The organism is Streptomyces sp. NPDC020422 (assembly GCF_044386705.1).
Classification (GTDB): domain Bacteria; phylum Actinomycetota; class Actinomycetes; order Streptomycetales; family Streptomycetaceae; genus Streptomyces.
In genome coordinates, this window is the sequence record NZ_JBIRVJ010000010.1 from 168252 (window position 1) to 183147 (window position 14896).

The 14896-nt window shown below is 70.8% G+C and carries 14 protein-coding genes; 7 read left to right on the plus strand and 7 right to left on the minus strand.

The features are described 5' to 3' along the window. Positions 1-8: 8 nt before the first annotated feature. The 6 genes from ACH414_RS26990 to ACH414_RS27015 are packed head-to-tail and all read left to right on the plus strand — an operon-like array spanning position 9 to position 5476. Positions 9-1208 (plus strand): MFS transporter, encoded by a 1200-nt coding sequence (locus ACH414_RS26990; protein ID WP_386566179.1) that lies wholly within the window; start codon positions 9-11, stop codon positions 1206-1208. Next, complete coding sequence (locus ACH414_RS26995; protein WP_398943684.1) at positions 1205-3517, plus strand: molybdopterin oxidoreductase family protein; 2313 nt, start codon at positions 1205-1207, stop codon at positions 3515-3517. The genes ACH414_RS26990 and ACH414_RS26995 overlap by 4 nt, the downstream gene beginning before the upstream one ends. A gap of 8 nt (positions 3518-3525) precedes the next feature. Then, positions 3526-4125: a 4Fe-4S dicluster domain-containing protein gene (locus tag ACH414_RS27000; protein WP_382541815.1), complete on the plus strand. Its 600-nt coding sequence runs from the start codon at positions 3526-3528 to the stop codon at positions 4123-4125. Further along, a complete protein-coding gene (locus tag ACH414_RS27005; protein WP_382541817.1) occupies positions 4122-4790 on the plus strand; it encodes a ubiquinol-cytochrome c reductase iron-sulfur subunit in 669 nt (222 codons plus the stop codon). Before ACH414_RS27000 ends, ACH414_RS27005 begins: the two co-directional genes overlap by 4 nt. Next, positions 4787-5206 (plus strand): hypothetical protein, encoded by a 420-nt coding sequence (locus ACH414_RS27010; protein ID WP_398943687.1) that lies wholly within the window; start codon positions 4787-4789, stop codon positions 5204-5206. The genes ACH414_RS27005 and ACH414_RS27010 overlap by 4 nt, the downstream gene beginning before the upstream one ends. Positions 5207-5260: 54 nt before the next feature. Further along, a complete protein-coding gene (locus tag ACH414_RS27015; RefSeq protein ID WP_382541823.1) occupies positions 5261-5476 on the plus strand; it encodes a hypothetical protein in 216 nt (71 codons plus the stop codon). Positions 5477-5495: 19 nt separating this feature from the next. Here the strand turns inward: ACH414_RS27015 and mscL are convergent, their stop codons facing one another. The 6 genes from mscL to ACH414_RS27045 form a co-directional block, all read right to left on the minus strand. After that, positions 5496-5987: a large conductance mechanosensitive channel protein MscL gene (mscL, locus tag ACH414_RS27020; protein WP_382541826.1), complete on the minus strand. Its 492-nt coding sequence runs from the start codon at positions 5985-5987 to the stop codon at positions 5496-5498. 108 nt (positions 5988-6095) lie between these two features. Further along, positions 6096-6644 (minus strand): hypothetical protein, encoded by a 549-nt coding sequence (locus tag ACH414_RS27025; protein WP_398943690.1) that lies wholly within the window; start codon positions 6642-6644, stop codon positions 6096-6098. Between the two features lie 213 nt (positions 6645-6857). Beyond that, entirely contained in the window at positions 6858-7700 is an 843-nt protein-coding gene (locus ACH414_RS27030; protein ID WP_382541831.1) for an S-methyl-5'-thioadenosine phosphorylase, read from the minus strand. Between the two features lie 78 nt (positions 7701-7778). Next, entirely contained in the window at positions 7779-8099 is a 321-nt protein-coding gene (locus ACH414_RS27035) for an FmdB family zinc ribbon protein (RefSeq protein ID WP_382541834.1), read from the minus strand. Between the two features lie 68 nt (positions 8100-8167). Beyond that, a complete protein-coding gene (locus tag ACH414_RS27040; RefSeq protein ID WP_386566183.1) occupies positions 8168-9448 on the minus strand; it encodes an MFS transporter in 1281 nt (426 codons plus the stop codon). A gap of 245 nt (positions 9449-9693) precedes the next feature. Then, positions 9694-11253 (minus strand): potassium/proton antiporter, encoded by a 1560-nt coding sequence (locus ACH414_RS27045; protein WP_382542229.1) that lies wholly within the window; start codon positions 11251-11253, stop codon positions 9694-9696. Positions 11254-11476: 223 nt separating this feature from the next. On the opposite strand from ACH414_RS27045, the gene ACH414_RS27050 reads away from it, so the two are divergent. Continuing rightward, on the plus strand, positions 11477-14197 hold the full coding sequence (locus tag ACH414_RS27050; protein WP_382541839.1) for a penicillin acylase family protein: 2721 nt from the start codon (positions 11477-11479) through the stop codon (positions 14195-14197). A gap of 6 nt (positions 14198-14203) precedes the next feature. Here the strand turns inward: ACH414_RS27050 and ACH414_RS27055 are convergent, their stop codons facing one another. Further along, complete coding sequence (locus ACH414_RS27055; protein WP_398943692.1) at positions 14204-14767, minus strand: 5-formyltetrahydrofolate cyclo-ligase; 564 nt, start codon at positions 14765-14767, stop codon at positions 14204-14206. Positions 14768-14896: the final 129 nt, after the last annotated feature.

Genomic DNA, 14896 nt, shown 5'->3' on the forward strand with positions numbered 1-14896 from the left:
GGACAAAAATGAACGAACCGCCCTACGGTGATCGGGTGACCGAGCCACCCAAGGCCCCTGCCGAGCCCCCGCGGGCCCCCGCGCCCTCCCAGGCCGTCGCCGGGACGCCCACCGCCCCCGTCGACCCGCCGCCCCAGACCCCCGCCCAGGTGCGCCGCCGCGCGACCTTCGCCGGGGTCGTCGTCTCCGTCCTGCTGATCCTCGCGATCGTCTTCGGCAGCCGGCTGCTGCGCGACTTCGACTCGGCCCTCCTGCCGTATGCGGTGGCCACGGTCTTCCTCGCCTTCGGCGTCGCCTACCGCTACACCGTGTGGGTCTCGGCCCCCGGTGCCCGGCGCCTGTTCAAGCAGGGCTGGCGGGCCTTCTTCTCCGCCGAGAACTTCCGCAAGGCGCCCACCGCGCTGCCCAGGATGATCGCCACCTATCTCGGCTTCCAGAAGTTCCTCGGCGCCCGCTCGCACGCCCGCTGGGCCGCCCACCAGCTGATCTTCTGGGGCTGTGTGCTCGCCGCCCTGATCACCTTCCCGCTGACCTGGGGCTGGTTCACCTTCACCTCGTCCACCGGCTCGGGCCCCGGCTACGAGATGCGGATCTGGGGCTTCAAGGTCCTCGGCTTCGACTCGCTCAACATCGTCGGCTGGCTGATGTTCCACGGCCTGGACATCGCCGCCGTCCTCGTCATCCCCGGCGCCTGCTACTTCCTGTGGCGCCGGATGAAGGACCGCGGAGCCATCACCGGCCAGCGCTTCGCCTACGACCTGGTCCCGCTGATCGCCCTCATCGTGATCTCGGTGACCGGCCTGCTGCTCACCTTCTCCTCGATCTTCCTGCACGGCGGCGGCTACGAGTTCCTGGCGATCCTGCACATGGTGTCGGTGGTCTTCACCCTCATCTACATCCCGTTCGGGAAGTTCTTCCACATCGTCCAGCGGCCGGCCGCCGTCGGCATGCAGCTGTTCAAGTACACCGCGCGCCGCAAGGACGGAACCGTCGCCGGGACCGCCGCCGGAGCGGACACCGCCGAGGGGCTCCTCGCCTGCCGCCGCTGCTCCGAGCCCATCGACACCGCCCCCTACGTCGAGAACCTCCAGGGCACCATGCGCGACCTCCGGCTCGAATTCGACGAATGGGCCGAGTACTGCCCCCGCTGCAAGCGCGTCCTGCGCGGAAACGCCTACCTCACCCACGTCAAGAAGGGCTTCAAGTGACGCACGCGCAGCCCGGGCAACCGCTGCCTCTCGACCCCTCCGTCGCCCCGCCCGGCACCCGCAACTTCCGCGACGCCGGCGGCATCCCCGCCGACCGCTGGCACGCCGACCAGAACGGCGAGACCCTCGTCCCCACCCACTGCTGCTTCTGCGGCGTGCAGTGCGGCATGTATCTGCGCGTCGACCACGCGGGCAAGGTCTTCGGCGTCGAACCCCGCAACCACGACATCAACCGGATGCGGCTCTGCCCCAAGGGCATCAACGCCTACCAGCAGGTCAACCACCCCGACCGGCTCACCTCCCCGCTCATGCGGCGCAACCGCGACGAGCCCTTCCGCGAGGTCAGCTGGGAGGAGGCGCTCGACTTCACCGTCTCCGAGGTCCGCCGCATCCAGAGCGAGTACGGAAACGACGCCTTCGGCCTGCTCGGCGGAGCCAGCCTCTTCTCCGAGAAGACCTATCTGGTCGGCAAGTTCGCCCGGGTCGCCCTCAAGACCCGCCACGTCGACTACAACGGGCGCCTGTGCATGGTCTCCGCCGCCGGAGCCAACAAGCTGGCCTTCGGCATCGACCGGGCCGGCAACCCCTTCTCCGACATCCTCCTCACCGACTGCCTCCTGATCGCGGGCTCCAACGTCGGCGAGTGCTTCCCCGTGATGACCCAGTACCTCTGGGGAGCCCGGGACCGCGGCGCCACCCTCATCGTCGTCGACCCGCGCGAGACGCCCATCGCCCGCACCGCCGACCTGCACGTCGCCCTCAAGCCCGGCACCGACTCCGCCTTCTTCAACGCCGTCCTGAACGTCGTCATCGCCGAGGGCCTCACCGACGAGGCCTACCTCGCCGCGAACACCACGGGCTGGGACGAGGTGAAGAAGACCGTCGCCGACTATCCGCCCTCCCGCTCCGCCGAGATCTGCGGCGTCCCCGAGGAGCAGATCGTCCAGGTCGCCCGCATGTTCGCCGGCGCGGACAAGGCCATGGCCTGGCACGCCCGCGGCGTCGAGCACCACTCCCAGGGCGTCGAGAACTGCCTGTCGATCATCAACCTGTGCGTCGCCACCGGGAACATCGGCCGCCCCGGCGCCGGCTACGGCACCATCACCGGCCAGGGCAACGGCCAGGGCGGGCGCGAACACGGCCAGAAGTCCGATCTGCTGCCCGGCGGCCGCTCCATCTCCAACCCCGAGCACCGCCGCCAGATCTGCGAGATCTGGGGCATCGACGAGTCCGAACTCCCACCCGCCGGCACCTCCATGATGGAGATGGTCTGGCAGATGCAGCGCCGCGAGATCCGCGGCCTCATCGGCATCTGCAACAACCCCTTCGTCTCCCTCCCCAACTACGCCACGGTCAAGGACGGGTACGACACCGCCGAGTTCCACGCCCAGTTCGACTTCTTCCTCTCCGAGACCGCGGCCAACGCCCACGTCGTCTTCCCCGTCACCGTCTGGGCCGAGGACGAGGGCGTCATGGCCAACGCCGAGGCCCGGGTCGTCAAACACAACAAGGCCCAGGAACCCCCCGCCGGCGTCCGCACCGACACCTGGGTCATCTGCGAACTCGCCAGACGGCTCGGCGCCGGCGACAAGTTCGACTTCCCCGACTCCCGCTCCGTCTTCGAGGAACTGCGCATCGCCTCCGCGGGCACGGTCAACGACTACTACGGCATCACCTACGAGCGGCTCGAGGAGACCGGCGGCATCGCCTGGCCCTGCCCCGACACCGAGCACCCGGGAACCCCCCGCCTCTTCGAGGACGGCCGGACCTACCACCCCGACGGCAAGATCCATATGCAGGTCGTCGAGTGGCACCCGCCCATGGACCCGTACAGCGAGGAATTCCCCCTCTCGCTCACCACCGGACGCACCGTCGCCCACTTCCTCTCCGGCAATCAGACCCGCCGCCTGGGCGCCCTCGTCGAGCAGACCCCGCGCCCCTGGGTCGAGGTCCACCCCTCCCTCGGATTCCGCAACGGCGACCCCGTCCGCGTCGTCACCCGCCGCGGCAGCGAGGTCTTCCCCGCCCTGGTCACCGAGGCCATCCGCCCCGACACCGTCTTCGTCCCCTACCACTGGCCGGTGCCCACCGCCGCCAACGCGATGACCATCGACGCCCTCGACCCCCGCTCCAAGATCCCCGAGTACAAGGTCTGCGCCGCCCGCGTCGAGCCTGCCGAACGCATCGACGAGGTCCCGGCCCCGCCCACCGCACCCGGCCAGGTCGCCTACCCGGAGACCCAGGTCTCCCGCGTCGACCCCCTGCCCCCCACGGCCCCCCAGGGCCGTGGCACCTCGGAGAGGAGCTGACGCCGCACATGATGGGCCGCACCATCTTCATCGACCCGGGCCGCTGCATCGGCTGTCAGGCCTGCGTGTCCGCCTGCCGCGAGTGCGACTCGCACCGCGGCAAGTCGATGATCCACCTCGACTACCCCGACGAGGGGCGTTCCGTCGCCTCCCTTCCCACCGTCTGCATGCACTGCGAGGACCCCGTCGCCCCCTGCGCCGAGGTCTGCCCCGCCGACGCCATCCTGGTCACCGCCGACGGCGTCGTGCAGCAGGCCGACACCACCCGCTGCATCGGCTGCGCCAACTGCGTCAACGCCTGCCCCTTCGGCGTCCCGAAGATCGACCTCCAGGCGAAGCTGCAGATGAAGTGCAACCTCTGCTACGACCGCACCGCCTACGGCCTGGCACCCATGTGCGCCACCGTCTGCCCCACCGGCGCCCTCTTCTACGGAACCCTCGACGAGCTGCGCGCCGAACGCCCCGGAGTCCAGGTCGCCGACTCCTTCACCTTCGGGTCCACCACCGTCTCCACCGGCGTGGCGATGGTCGTCCCCGCCGACAAGGTCCAGTGGCCGGTCCCCGGCGGACTGCCCATCGTCGAAGTCAACGGAGTGGACGTCCGATGAGCCTTACCGAGCAGCCCTCCGACAACGAAGCCGAAGCCCCCGACGCGGCCCAGGCCGCCCTCCGCGACCGCATCTCCGCCGACTCGCTCACCACCCGCCGCGACTACCTCCGGATCGTCGCGACCGTCTCCGGCGGCCTGGCCGTCGGCGGCGTCGCCGTCGCCTCCGGCATCCTGCACCGGCACGGCGACGCCGACGGAGCGCCCCGGCCCAAGAAGATCGCGGACCAGATCCCGCCCGGAGAGTCCGTCGCCTTCCGCTACCCGGAGGAGGCCGACCGCGCCGTCGCCGTCCGGCTGGAGGACGGCACCCTCGCCGGCTACTCCGCCGTCTGCACCCACCTCGCCTGCGCCGTGCTCTGGCGCAAGGACCGGGGGAGCGAGGGCGAGCTGTACTGCCCCTGCCACGAGGGAGTCTTCGACGCCCGCACCGGAGAGGTCACCGCCGGCCCGCCGCCCCGGCCGCTGCCGAAGGTGCTCCTGGTCGAGGACGCCGACGGCAGCGTCTGGGCCGTGGGCACCACGCGCTCCGGCGAAAGCGTCCAGGAAGGCCTCTGCCGACAGCTCGGCGAGGAACGGCCCGACCTGGCCGGGCGCCTCGGCTGCCCGGGCGCCGCCGGCGGCAGCCCGCTCGGCAGCACCGTGGAGAGGAGCCGCCGGACATGACCGACGACCTGTTCCCCAAGGACCCTGCCGCCCCGGGCAGCGGGCCCGAGGCCCCCGCGGACCTCCCGCCCCGGCCCGCCTACACCCCCGGCAGCACCCAGCGGCGCCTCAACCGCCCGGTCCACGAGCGCTACCCCCAGATCAGGCCCACCAGCGGCTACGGCGACCCCCGGATCCGGCACACCGGCCCCGGCCCAGGCGCCGGAACCGAGCAGGAGCCCGAACGCTCCTCCAAGCTCACCGCCCGGCTGGCACTGGCGCTCACCGTGGTCGTGGGCCAGCTGTGGGGCCTGACGATCGTGGTCGACGAGTGGATGGCCGGCGACACCGGCACCGCCTGGTGGGGGGCGGGCTTCCTGGTCCTGTCCTTCCTCGTCGTCCTCGGCCTGTGGGCGCTCGACCCGAAGGACCGCTGAGAAGGCTCCGGATCGGCCCGGTACGGGGCGGTGCTCCCGGCGTACCCTGAAGACATGAGCACCGCCCCCGCCCACGGATCGCGAACAGCGAAGCAGTCCGACTCTCGAATCGACCCCCAACCCAGGCCGGCACTGATCTTCGACGATCCGCTGGACCAGCAATCCGCGGACGACACGGACCGCGGGTGGGGCGAGCGGCCTCCAGCAGGTGGCGACAGCGCCGCCGACCTTGCGCGCTTCCTCGACGAGAAGCCGCCGCACCACCTCTGACGCCGACGCGAGCCGTCGGTCAGGAGGTGGGGTGCGCCCCCGTGCCGGCGCCGGAGGACGGACCGCGCTGCGCGACGAGGGTGTCGCGGATCTCCTTGAGCACCTCCAGCTCGCTGACCTCCAGCGTCTCCTGGACGCCTTCCTTCGCCTTGTCGTGCGCGGCGCGCTTCGCCAGCACCTTGGCCATGGGCAGCACCATCAGGAAGTAGACGACGGCCGCGGTGATGAGGAAGCTGAGGATGGCGCTGAGGACCAGGCCCCACTCCAGCTGGATGCCCTGCATCTCGCCGTTCACGACCCGGCACGGGTCCTTGAGGCAGGACTTGTAGCTCTCCAGGTTCTTGGTGCCGAAGGCGCCGACGATCGGGTTGATGATGCCCTTGACCACCGAGTTCACGATGTTGGTGAACGCGGCACCGATGACGACCGCGACAGCCAGGTCGATGACATTGCCTCGCATGAGGAAGGCCTTGAAGCCCTCCAGCACGCTTTCCTTCTTCGCGCTCACCATGGTGCCCTTCGTCTTGTGTGCAGTGTGCGGAGCCATTACGCCGCGATCGGCGCAGAGGCGTCCAATCCGTACACACGGGACGGTGACTTGACAGGCCGTCAGTGCGAATCAGCACAGCGTCACCGCCAGTTGGGACGTCATGCCCGCACCGGCGAGCGCCATGGCCGTCGGGCGTGGAACGGACAGGACGACCAACGCCCCACCGTCCGAACGAGTCTCGCCCGGGCTGGGCACTTCGGCCACTCGGGCGCCTGAGGCGACCACCCGGGCCTCCGCGCTGCCGCCGCCTCCGACCGGCGTCGGGACGGGCGCGGCGATCACGTCCACCCGGTCCCCGGGCCGCAGCAGCCGGACGGTCTCCGCGTCGGCGATCCGCACCGGGGCCGACACGAGCGGCACGGCGGGCGGCCGGTGCCGCTCCTGCGCCGCGGGCCGCGGAGGCGGCTGGCCGACCAGGTCGTCGGCGCCCGCCGCGCCGGCCGCGGCGAGCGCGGCGGCCGTCATCGCCAGGACCACGGCCGGGGCCCGGCGCCTGCGCCGCAGCGCCCGGCGCAGCCGCAGCCTCCCGCCGCGCACGCGCAGCGGATCGAACTGCGGAACACCGCACGGCGCGGGCACCGAGGCGCGGGTGTGGGGGAGGCAGGAGTCTGTCGTCATCGCGGGTACCGCCTGTCGTGAGTGGAGCCGTCCGCCGGACCGTCCGGCGAACCGCACTCACCATCCCGCCCTCGCCGCGATCCCGCTCGGGCCTGTGGACAGGCAGGCCGTTGTGGACAACTTCCTCACTCCCGCGAGCGATTGCCGCCGTGCCGGGCCGTCCGCGACGCTTGATGCAGTCCGGTCCGCACGGCGTCTCACCCCGCCGCGAGGTCAGGGCAGTTCGAAGCCCAGGTCCCACCCGTCGTGGGCCCGGGTGCACAGGCAGTCCCGGTCGGTCGTCGCGGGGAGCGCGCCCACCGCGTCGAAGAGCACATCGCGCAGCCGGCCCACGTTCTCGCCGAACACACGCAGTACCTCGGAGTGCGAGACGCCGTCCCCCGTCTCCGCGCCCGCGTCCAGATCCGTCACCAGTGCGAGGGAGGTGTAGCAGAGTCCCAGTTCCCGGGCGAGCACGGCCTCGGGGTGGCCGGTCATGCCGACTACCGACCAACCCGCGGCCGCGTGCCAGCGCGACTCGGCGCGCGTGGAGAAACGGGGACCCTCGACGACGACCATGGTTCCGCCGTCGACGGGTTCCCAGCCCTGCCCCCGGGCGGCCTTCAGGGCCACCCTGCGCCCGTCGGGGCAGTAGGGGTCGGCGAAGCTGACGTGGACCACGTTCGGGACGGCCCCGTCCTGGCGCGGTTCGCCGTCGAAGTAGGTCTGCGCGCGGCTCTTCGTCCGGTCGATCAGCTGGTCGGGTACGACGAGGGTGCCGGGGCCGTACTCCTCGCGCAGGCCGCCCACGGCACAGGGGCCGAGGATCTGCCGGACGCCGACCGAGCGAAGGGCCCAGAGGTTGGCGCGGTAGTTGATCCGGTGCGGCGGCACGCTGTGGCCGCGGCCGTGCCGGGGTAGGAAGGCGACCCGTCGGCCGGCGACCTCGCCGAGGAAGAGGGAGTCGCTGGGGCTGCCGTACGGGGTGTCGACCGGCACCTCGGTCACATCGTCCAGGAAGGAGTAGAGCCCGGAGCCGCCGATCACGCCGATGTCTGCGAACACGTCGCTCGTCATGGCGGTCACCCTAGCCGCCCCGCACTACGCGAAATGCCCTGCCGAAGGAATCGACAGGGCACTCGCGAGAAAGGTGGATCAGGCCGCCGAGGTGGAGCTCGACGAGGCCGCCGGCTTCGAGTCCGAAGACGAAGACGCGGACGTGCTGCTCGACGAAGACGACGAGGTGGAGGACGACGTCGAAGAGGACTTCGACGAAGCCGGCGAGCTGCTGGACGACGAGCCGCGGCTGTCGTTCCGGTAGAAGCCGGAGCCCTTGAACACGATGCCGACAGCCGAGAACACCTTCTTCAGGCGTCCCTTGCAGCTGGGGCACTCGGTCAGAGCGTCATCCGTGAACTTCTGCACCGCCTCGAGGCCCTCGCCGCACTCGGTGCACTGGTACTGGTAGGTCGGCACTTGTCTTCCTCCTGGCACTCACACTCATCGAGTGCTAACGACGATCCATAGTGACGTATTCCGCGGATTCAGTCCACCGTCACGGGGACTCGGTGACCGATGCCACGCGCGGCGACGCGGCCCGGCGTGCGCGGCTGGAGCCGCGAGCGCAGGGCGACCAGGGTGACGAGAGCGAGCACGGTGCCCGCCATCGGCACCAGGAAACCGGTGCTCGCGCCGTGGGCGTCGGCCAGCCGGCCGGCGACGGTGACGGCTCCGGCCTGGCCCAGGGCCACGGCGCCGGTGAGCCAGGTGAAGGCCTCGGTGCGGGACGAGGACGGGACCAGGGTCTCGACGATCGTGTAGCCGGTGATCAGGGCCGGGGCGATGCACAGACCCACGACCAGGCCGAGGGCGCCGAGCAGCAGGACCGAGTGTGCGGACCACAGAAGGGAGGCGGCGACGGTGAGGCCGGCGTAGCCGAGGATCAGCCGGCGGCGGGGGCCGATCTTCCAGGCGACGGCGCCCATGGCGATGCCGGCGAGCATGTTGCCGGCGGCGAAGACGCCGTACAGCAGGCCGTTGGCGCCGGGGTTGCCGATCTCCTCGGTGAAGGCGGTGAGCGAGACCTGCATGCCGCCGAAGACCGAGCCGATGCCCAGGAAGGCGATGGCGAGGACACGGACGCCGGGGATGGACAGGGCCGAGCGGTGCGGCTCGCCGCCTGCCTGGCCGGCGGCGGCGGTCAGGCCGAAGGCCGGCTGGGTGCCGCGCTGGGCGGCGAAGAACAGGCCGCCGACCAGGGTGAGGGCGGCCTCGGCGATCAGGCCGGCCGCCGGGTGCACTCCGGTGCACAGGGCGGTGGCGAGGACCGGGCCGACGACGAAGGTGAACTCGTCGGTGACCGACTCGAACGCGGCGGCGGTCGGCATCAGGGGCGTGCCGTCCAGCTTGGCGGCCCAGCGGGCCCGGACCATGGGCCCGACCTGCGGCACCGAGGCGCCGGAGGGGACGGCCGCGAGGAACAGGGCCCACAGCGGGGCGCCGGAGAGCGCCAGTGCGACGAGAAGGGAGACGGAGGCGGTGTGGATGAGCACACCGGGGATGAGGACGGCCCGCTGCCCGAAGCGGTCGGCGAGCTTGCCGCTCTGCGGGGCGAACAGTGCCATCGAGACGCCGGTGACGGCGGCGACGGCGCCGGCGCTGCCGTAGGAACCGGTGGTGTGCTGGACGAGCAGCACGATGCCGATGGTCAGCATCGCGAAGGGCTGTCGGGCGGCGAAGCCCGGCAGGAGGAAGGAGAGAGCTCCAGGGGTGCGCAGCAGCTGCCCGTACCCGGGCCGCTTCTCGGAGACGACCGTGGACGCCACGGTCCATGCCTTTCTGCCGCCTGGTAGCGGGCCCGAGCACGGTGGTGCGGGTGTCGCCGAGAGCTGTCCTCATGCGCGGAACTGCGGTAGATACCGGGCCCCACTGCGAGGGCGCCGCGGCCGCCATACGGTCGCGCCAGCTCTGCGTCAGGCAGAGTTGGTTCGATCAAGTGTGCCTTCATGGTACAGGGAAGGGCGCCTTCCCGCCTGGGAAAACGCCCGCGCACCTGAATTAATGCCTGGGATTAACCGGATGTTCGCCGGAACGGGTTGGGGAAGGGGCCTCGGCGGCGGTCCGGGGCGGTGACGGTGGTGGCACCGCCGGTGCCCAGCCAGCCGGCGAGCTTGCCGCCCTGGCCGACGGCCCGCAGTCGGCGCTCGGTGGCGTCGCGCACCGGGTCGGTGGCGACGACGAGGAGCTCGTCGCCGCGGCGCAGCACGGTGGCGGGGCCGGGGACGAAGCTCGCGCCCTCCCGTACGACGAGGGTGACTGCGGCGCCGGCGGGGAGGCGGAGCTCGGCGACCTCGACGCCGTGCATCTTGGAGCTCGCCGGGATGGCGACGGAGAGGAGGTGTCCGCGCAGCCGCTCCAGCGGGGCGGACTCGACGCCGAGGTCGGCCGCCTCGGCGGAGTCGCCCAGCTTGAGGGCCCTGGCCAGCCAGGGCAGGGTCGGGCCCTGGACCAGGGTGTAGACGACGACCAGCACGAAGACGATGTTGAAGATCCGCTCGCTGCCCTCGATCCCGGAGACCATCGGGATGGTCGCGAGGATGATGGGCACGGCTCCGCGCAGGCCGGCCCAGGACATCAGGGCCTGCTCCTGCCAGGGGATGCGGAAGGGAAGGAGGCTGACGAGGACCTCCATGGGGCGGGCGACCACGGTGAGGACGAGGCCGATGACGATGGCCGGCCAGAAGTCGTTGCCGAGCTCGTGCGGGGTGACGAGCAGGCCGAGCAGGACGAACATGCCGATCTGGGCGATCCAGCCGAGTCCCTCGGCGAAGCCGCGGTTGGCGGGGGCGTGGGGCAGCTTGGCGTTGCCGAGCACCATCGAGGCCAGGTAGACGGCGAGGAAGCCGGATCCGTGGGCCAGGGCGCCGGCGGCGTAGGCGACGACGGCGATGGCCATGACGGCGATCGGGTAGAGGCCGGAGGCGGGCAGGGCGACGTGGCGCAGGCCGTAGGCGCCGAGGAAGCCGACGGCGAGGCCGACGGCGACGCCGATGGCGAGCTCCAGGGCGATCTCGCCGACGAGGACGTACCAGGCGTCGACGTGGCCGACGGTGGAGAAGGCGACGACGAGGATGACGACGGGGGCGTCGTTGAAGCCGGATTCGGCCTCCAGGACACCGGTGACGCGGGAGGGCAGCGGCACCTTGCGCAGTACGGAGAAGACGGCGGCGGCGTCGGTGGAGGAGACGACGGCGCCGATGATGAGGGCCTGCTGCCATTCCAGGCCGACGAGGTAGTGCGCGGCCGAGGCCGTGATGCCCACGCTCACCGCGACGCCGACGGTCGACAGCACGACCGCCGCGGGCAACGCGGGTTTGATCTCCTTCCACTTGGTGCCCAGGCCACCCTCGGCCAGGATCACCACGAGTGCGGCGTAGCCGATCACCTGGGTCAGTTCGGCGTTGTCGAAGGCGACGTTGCCGATGCCGTCCTGCCCGATGGCGACCCCGATCCCGAGATAGAGCAACAGGCTGGGGAGCCCGCTCCGGGAGGAGATCCGCACCGCTGCGACAGCGATGAGCAGTACGAGCGAGCAGATGAGCAGGAGTTCGTTGAGCTGGTGGACAGTCAGTGGCCGATCCTTCCCCTCACGTGCAGCTGGATCGTTCCTCCAGCGCCGACACTTCGTTACCTTACCTAATCTTTAACGTTTTCTTGACGCCTCCTTGGTGTTATCTCGCACAACCGTGCGTATAGGTACGGTCTTCTTCCTGACACCGCGTCCAGGCCCTCCGGACGCTGCGCCTAAGGTTGCTCCCGTACTCCAGGACCACCCTGCCCCTCGAAGGACAGCGATGCCCTCCAACACGACCGCGCCCCCCGCCAAGAAGAAGGGGCGGCGTGCCCGCCTGATCGTCCTCGTCCTGGTCCTCGCTCTGGTCGCGGGCATCGGATACGGGGCGTACTGGGGCGTCAGCACCGTCCGGGGCTCGTTCCCGCAGACCACGGGCACGATCAGGATCGACAAGCTCTCCGGACCGGTCGAGGTCAAGCGCGACGCCTACGGCGTCCCGCAGATCTACGCCGACAACGAGGCCGACCTCTTCCGCGCCCAGGGCTATGTCCAGGCGCAGGACCGCTTCTACGAGATGGACGTCCGCCGCCATATGACGGCCGGCCGCCTCTCCGAGATGTTCGGCAAGAGCCAGGTCGACACCGACGCCTTCCTGCGCACGCTCGGCTGGCGGCAGGTCGCGCAGCAGGAGTACGACAAGGTCCTGTCGGCGGACACCAAGAAGAATCTCCAGGCATATGCCGAGGGCGTCAACGCCTATCTCAAGGACCGGGACCCGTCCGACATCTCCGTCGAGTACGCGGCCCTGGCCTTCACCGAGGACTACACGATCGAGCCGTGGACCCCGGTCGACTCGGTGGCCTGGCTCAAGGCCATGGCCTGGGACCTGCGCGGCAACATGCAGGACGAGATCGACCGTTCGCTGATGACCAGCCGGCTCACCCCGCAGCAGATCAAGGACCTCTACCCGGGCTACCCGTACGAGATCCACCAGCCGATCGTCACGCAGGGCGCCGTCGACAAGATCACCGGGAAGTTCGACCCCGCCGCCGAGGCACGCGGCAACGGCAGCGGCACGAGCGCCACCGACGCCCTCAGCGGCACCCAGGCGCAGCTCGCGGCGCTCTCCGACGCCCTGGACGAGATCCCCGCGCTGATCGGCCCCAACGGCAACGGCATCGGCTCGAACTCCTGGGTCGTCTCCGGGAAGTACACGACCTCCGGCAAGCCGCTGCTCGCCAACGACCCGCACCTCGCGCCGATGCTGCCGTCCCTCTGGTACCAGATGGGCCTGCACTGCCGCTCCGTCTCGGCCACCTGCCGCTACGACGTCGCCGGCTACACCTTCTCCGGCACCCCGGGCGTGATCATCGGCCACAACGACTCCATCGCCTGGGGCTTCACCAACCTCGGCGCCGACGTCACCGACCTCTACCTGGAGAAGGTCGGTGAGCAGGGCTACGTGGTCGACGGCAAGACCAAGCCGTTCCGGACCCGCGAGGAGACCATCAAGGTCGCCGGCGGCGCCGACCGCCCCATCACCATCCGCTCCACCGACAACGGCCCGCTGCTCTCGGACCGCTCCACCGAGCTGGAGAAGGTCGGCCGGCAGGCCCCCGTCGGCAACGCCGCCCCCGACCGCGGCACCGGCTACGGAGTGTCGCTGCGGTGGACCGCGCTGCAGCCCGGCAAGTCGATGGACGCCGTCTTCGAGCTCAACCGCGCGAAGGACTTCAAGAGCTTCCGCGCCGCGGCCAAGGACTTCGAGGTCCCGTCCCAGAACATGATCTACGCCGACACCGAGGGCCACATCGGCTACCAGTCGCCCGGCAAGATCCCGGTCCGCACCAAGGGCTACGACGGCACCATGCCCGCGCCCGGCTGGGACTCCTCGTACGACTGGAAGGGCTACATCCCCTTCGACGAGCTGCCCTACGAGTACGACCCGGAGCGCGGCTACGTCGTGACCGCCAACCAGGCCGTCGTCGACGAGAAGAAGTACCCCTACCTCCTCACCAAGGACTGGGGCTACGGCTCGCGCAGCCAGCGGATCAACGACCTGATCGAGTCGAAGATCAAGGACGGCGGCAAGATCTCGCCGGACGACATGCAGACCATGCAGATGGACAACCGCAGCGAGATCGCGACGCTGCTCAACCCGCTGCTGCTGAAGATCGACGTCTCCGACCCGTACGTCCGCGAGGCGCAGAAGCTGCTCGAGGGCTGGGACTACACCCAGGAGCCGGACTCGGCGGCCGCCGCGTACTTCAACGCGGTCTGGCGCAACGTCCTCAAGCTGGCCTTCGGCGACAAGCTGCCCAAGGAGCTGCGCGTCGAGGGCGAGTGCATCAACGTGCGCCGGGTCGACGCCACCGGGCCGATCGACGAGCAGAACAAGCTGGTCCGCGAGTGCGGCGAGCGCGACGCCGACTCCGCCCAGCCGGACGGCGGCGACCGCTGGTACGAGGTGGTCCGCCCGCTGCTCAAGCAGGAGAAGAACGAGTGGTGGAAGACGCCGGGCGACCGGTTGAACGCCGCCACCGAGACCCGTGACCAGCTGCTCGCCCAGGCGATGAAGGACGCGCGCTGGGAGCTGACCGCCAAGCTCGGCAAGGACGTCTCCACCTGGAGCTGGGGCCGGCTGCACCAGCTGACCCTGAAGAACCAGACCCTCGGCACCGCGGGCCCCGGCTTCGTGCAGTCGCTGCTCAACCGCGGGCCGTGGAACCTGGGCGGCGGCGAGGCGGCGGTCGACGCCACCGGTTGGAACGCGGCCGGCGGCTACGAGGTGATCTGGGTCCCCTCGATGCGGATGGTCGTCAACGTCGGCGACTGGGACAAGTCCCGCTGGATCAACCTCTCCGGTGCCTCCGGCCACGCCTTCAACAGCCACTACACCGACCAGACCGACAAGTGGGTCAAGGGCGAGCTGCTGGACTGGGCGTACGGGAAGGCGGCGGTCGACACCGCCACCAAGGACACCCTGACGCTGCAGCCCTAGGAAAGATCAGGGCCTGAAGCGCCGGACCCCCTCCGGGGTCACCACCGCGTGCACGGGGTGGTCGTGCGGTTCCTCCGGGACCCGCGCGACCACCTCGTTCGCGTAGAGGAGCACCACGAGCGCCGGATCGGCACCGGCCCTGACGAGGCGGGCGAGGACCCGGTCGTACGAGCCGCCGCCCCGCCCGAGCCGCAGGCCGCGCGCGTCGACCGCGAGGCCCGGGAGCAGCACCGCGTCCGCCGCGCACACGGCCTCCGGCCCCAGGCGCGGCCCCGCCGGTTCGAGCAGACCGCGGCCGGCCTTCGCGAGCTTCTCGGGCCCCTCGTAGACGGCCCAGTCGAGGTCGTTGTCGGGAAGCAGCACCGGCAGCAGCACCCGTACGCCCCGCGCGCGCAGCGCGTCGAGCAGGGCGCGCGTGCCCGGTTCGCGCCCCACCGAGACATACGCGGCGACGGTCCCGGCCTGCGCGAGCTCGGCGAGGTCGAGCGCGGAGCGCGCGAGGAGCTCGGCGGCGCGCGCCCTGGCCCCGGGCGTCAGCGCGGCGCGGGCGTCGAGCAGCGCACGGCGCAAGACGGTCTTCTCGGACGGTTCACCACTCGGTTCCTGGCTCAACGCGGCTCGAATTCCTCTTGTATCGGGCGGTAGCGGTACGAGGTCGAGAAACCTCACGGGAGGCTCATCTTCCTCCCATAAGGAACG

Coding starts and splice junctions, on each gene's coding strand:
- ACH414_RS27050 (WP_382541839.1), top strand. CDS start 11,477: ATGCCCTCCAACACGACCGCGCCCCCCGCCAAGAAGAAGGGGCGGCGT.
- ACH414_RS27015 (WP_382541823.1), top strand. CDS start 5,261: ATGAGCACCGCCCCCGCCCACGGATCGCGAACAGCGAAGCAGTCCGAC.
- ACH414_RS26990 (WP_386566179.1), top strand. CDS start 9: ATGAACGAACCGCCCTACGGTGATCGGGTGACCGAGCCACCCAAGGCC.
- ACH414_RS27005 (WP_382541817.1), top strand. CDS start 4,122: ATGAGCCTTACCGAGCAGCCCTCCGACAACGAAGCCGAAGCCCCCGAC.
- ACH414_RS27025 (WP_398943690.1), bottom strand. CDS start 6,644: ATGACGACAGACTCCTGCCTCCCCCACACCCGCGCCTCGGTGCCCGCG.
- ACH414_RS27000 (WP_382541815.1), top strand. CDS start 3,526: ATGATGGGCCGCACCATCTTCATCGACCCGGGCCGCTGCATCGGCTGT.
- mscL (WP_382541826.1), bottom strand. CDS start 5,987: ATGGTGAGCGCGAAGAAGGAAAGCGTGCTGGAGGGCTTCAAGGCCTTC.
- ACH414_RS27030 (WP_382541831.1), bottom strand. CDS start 7,700: ATGACGAGCGACGTGTTCGCAGACATCGGCGTGATCGGCGGCTCCGGG.
- ACH414_RS27010 (WP_398943687.1), top strand. CDS start 4,787: ATGACCGACGACCTGTTCCCCAAGGACCCTGCCGCCCCGGGCAGCGGG.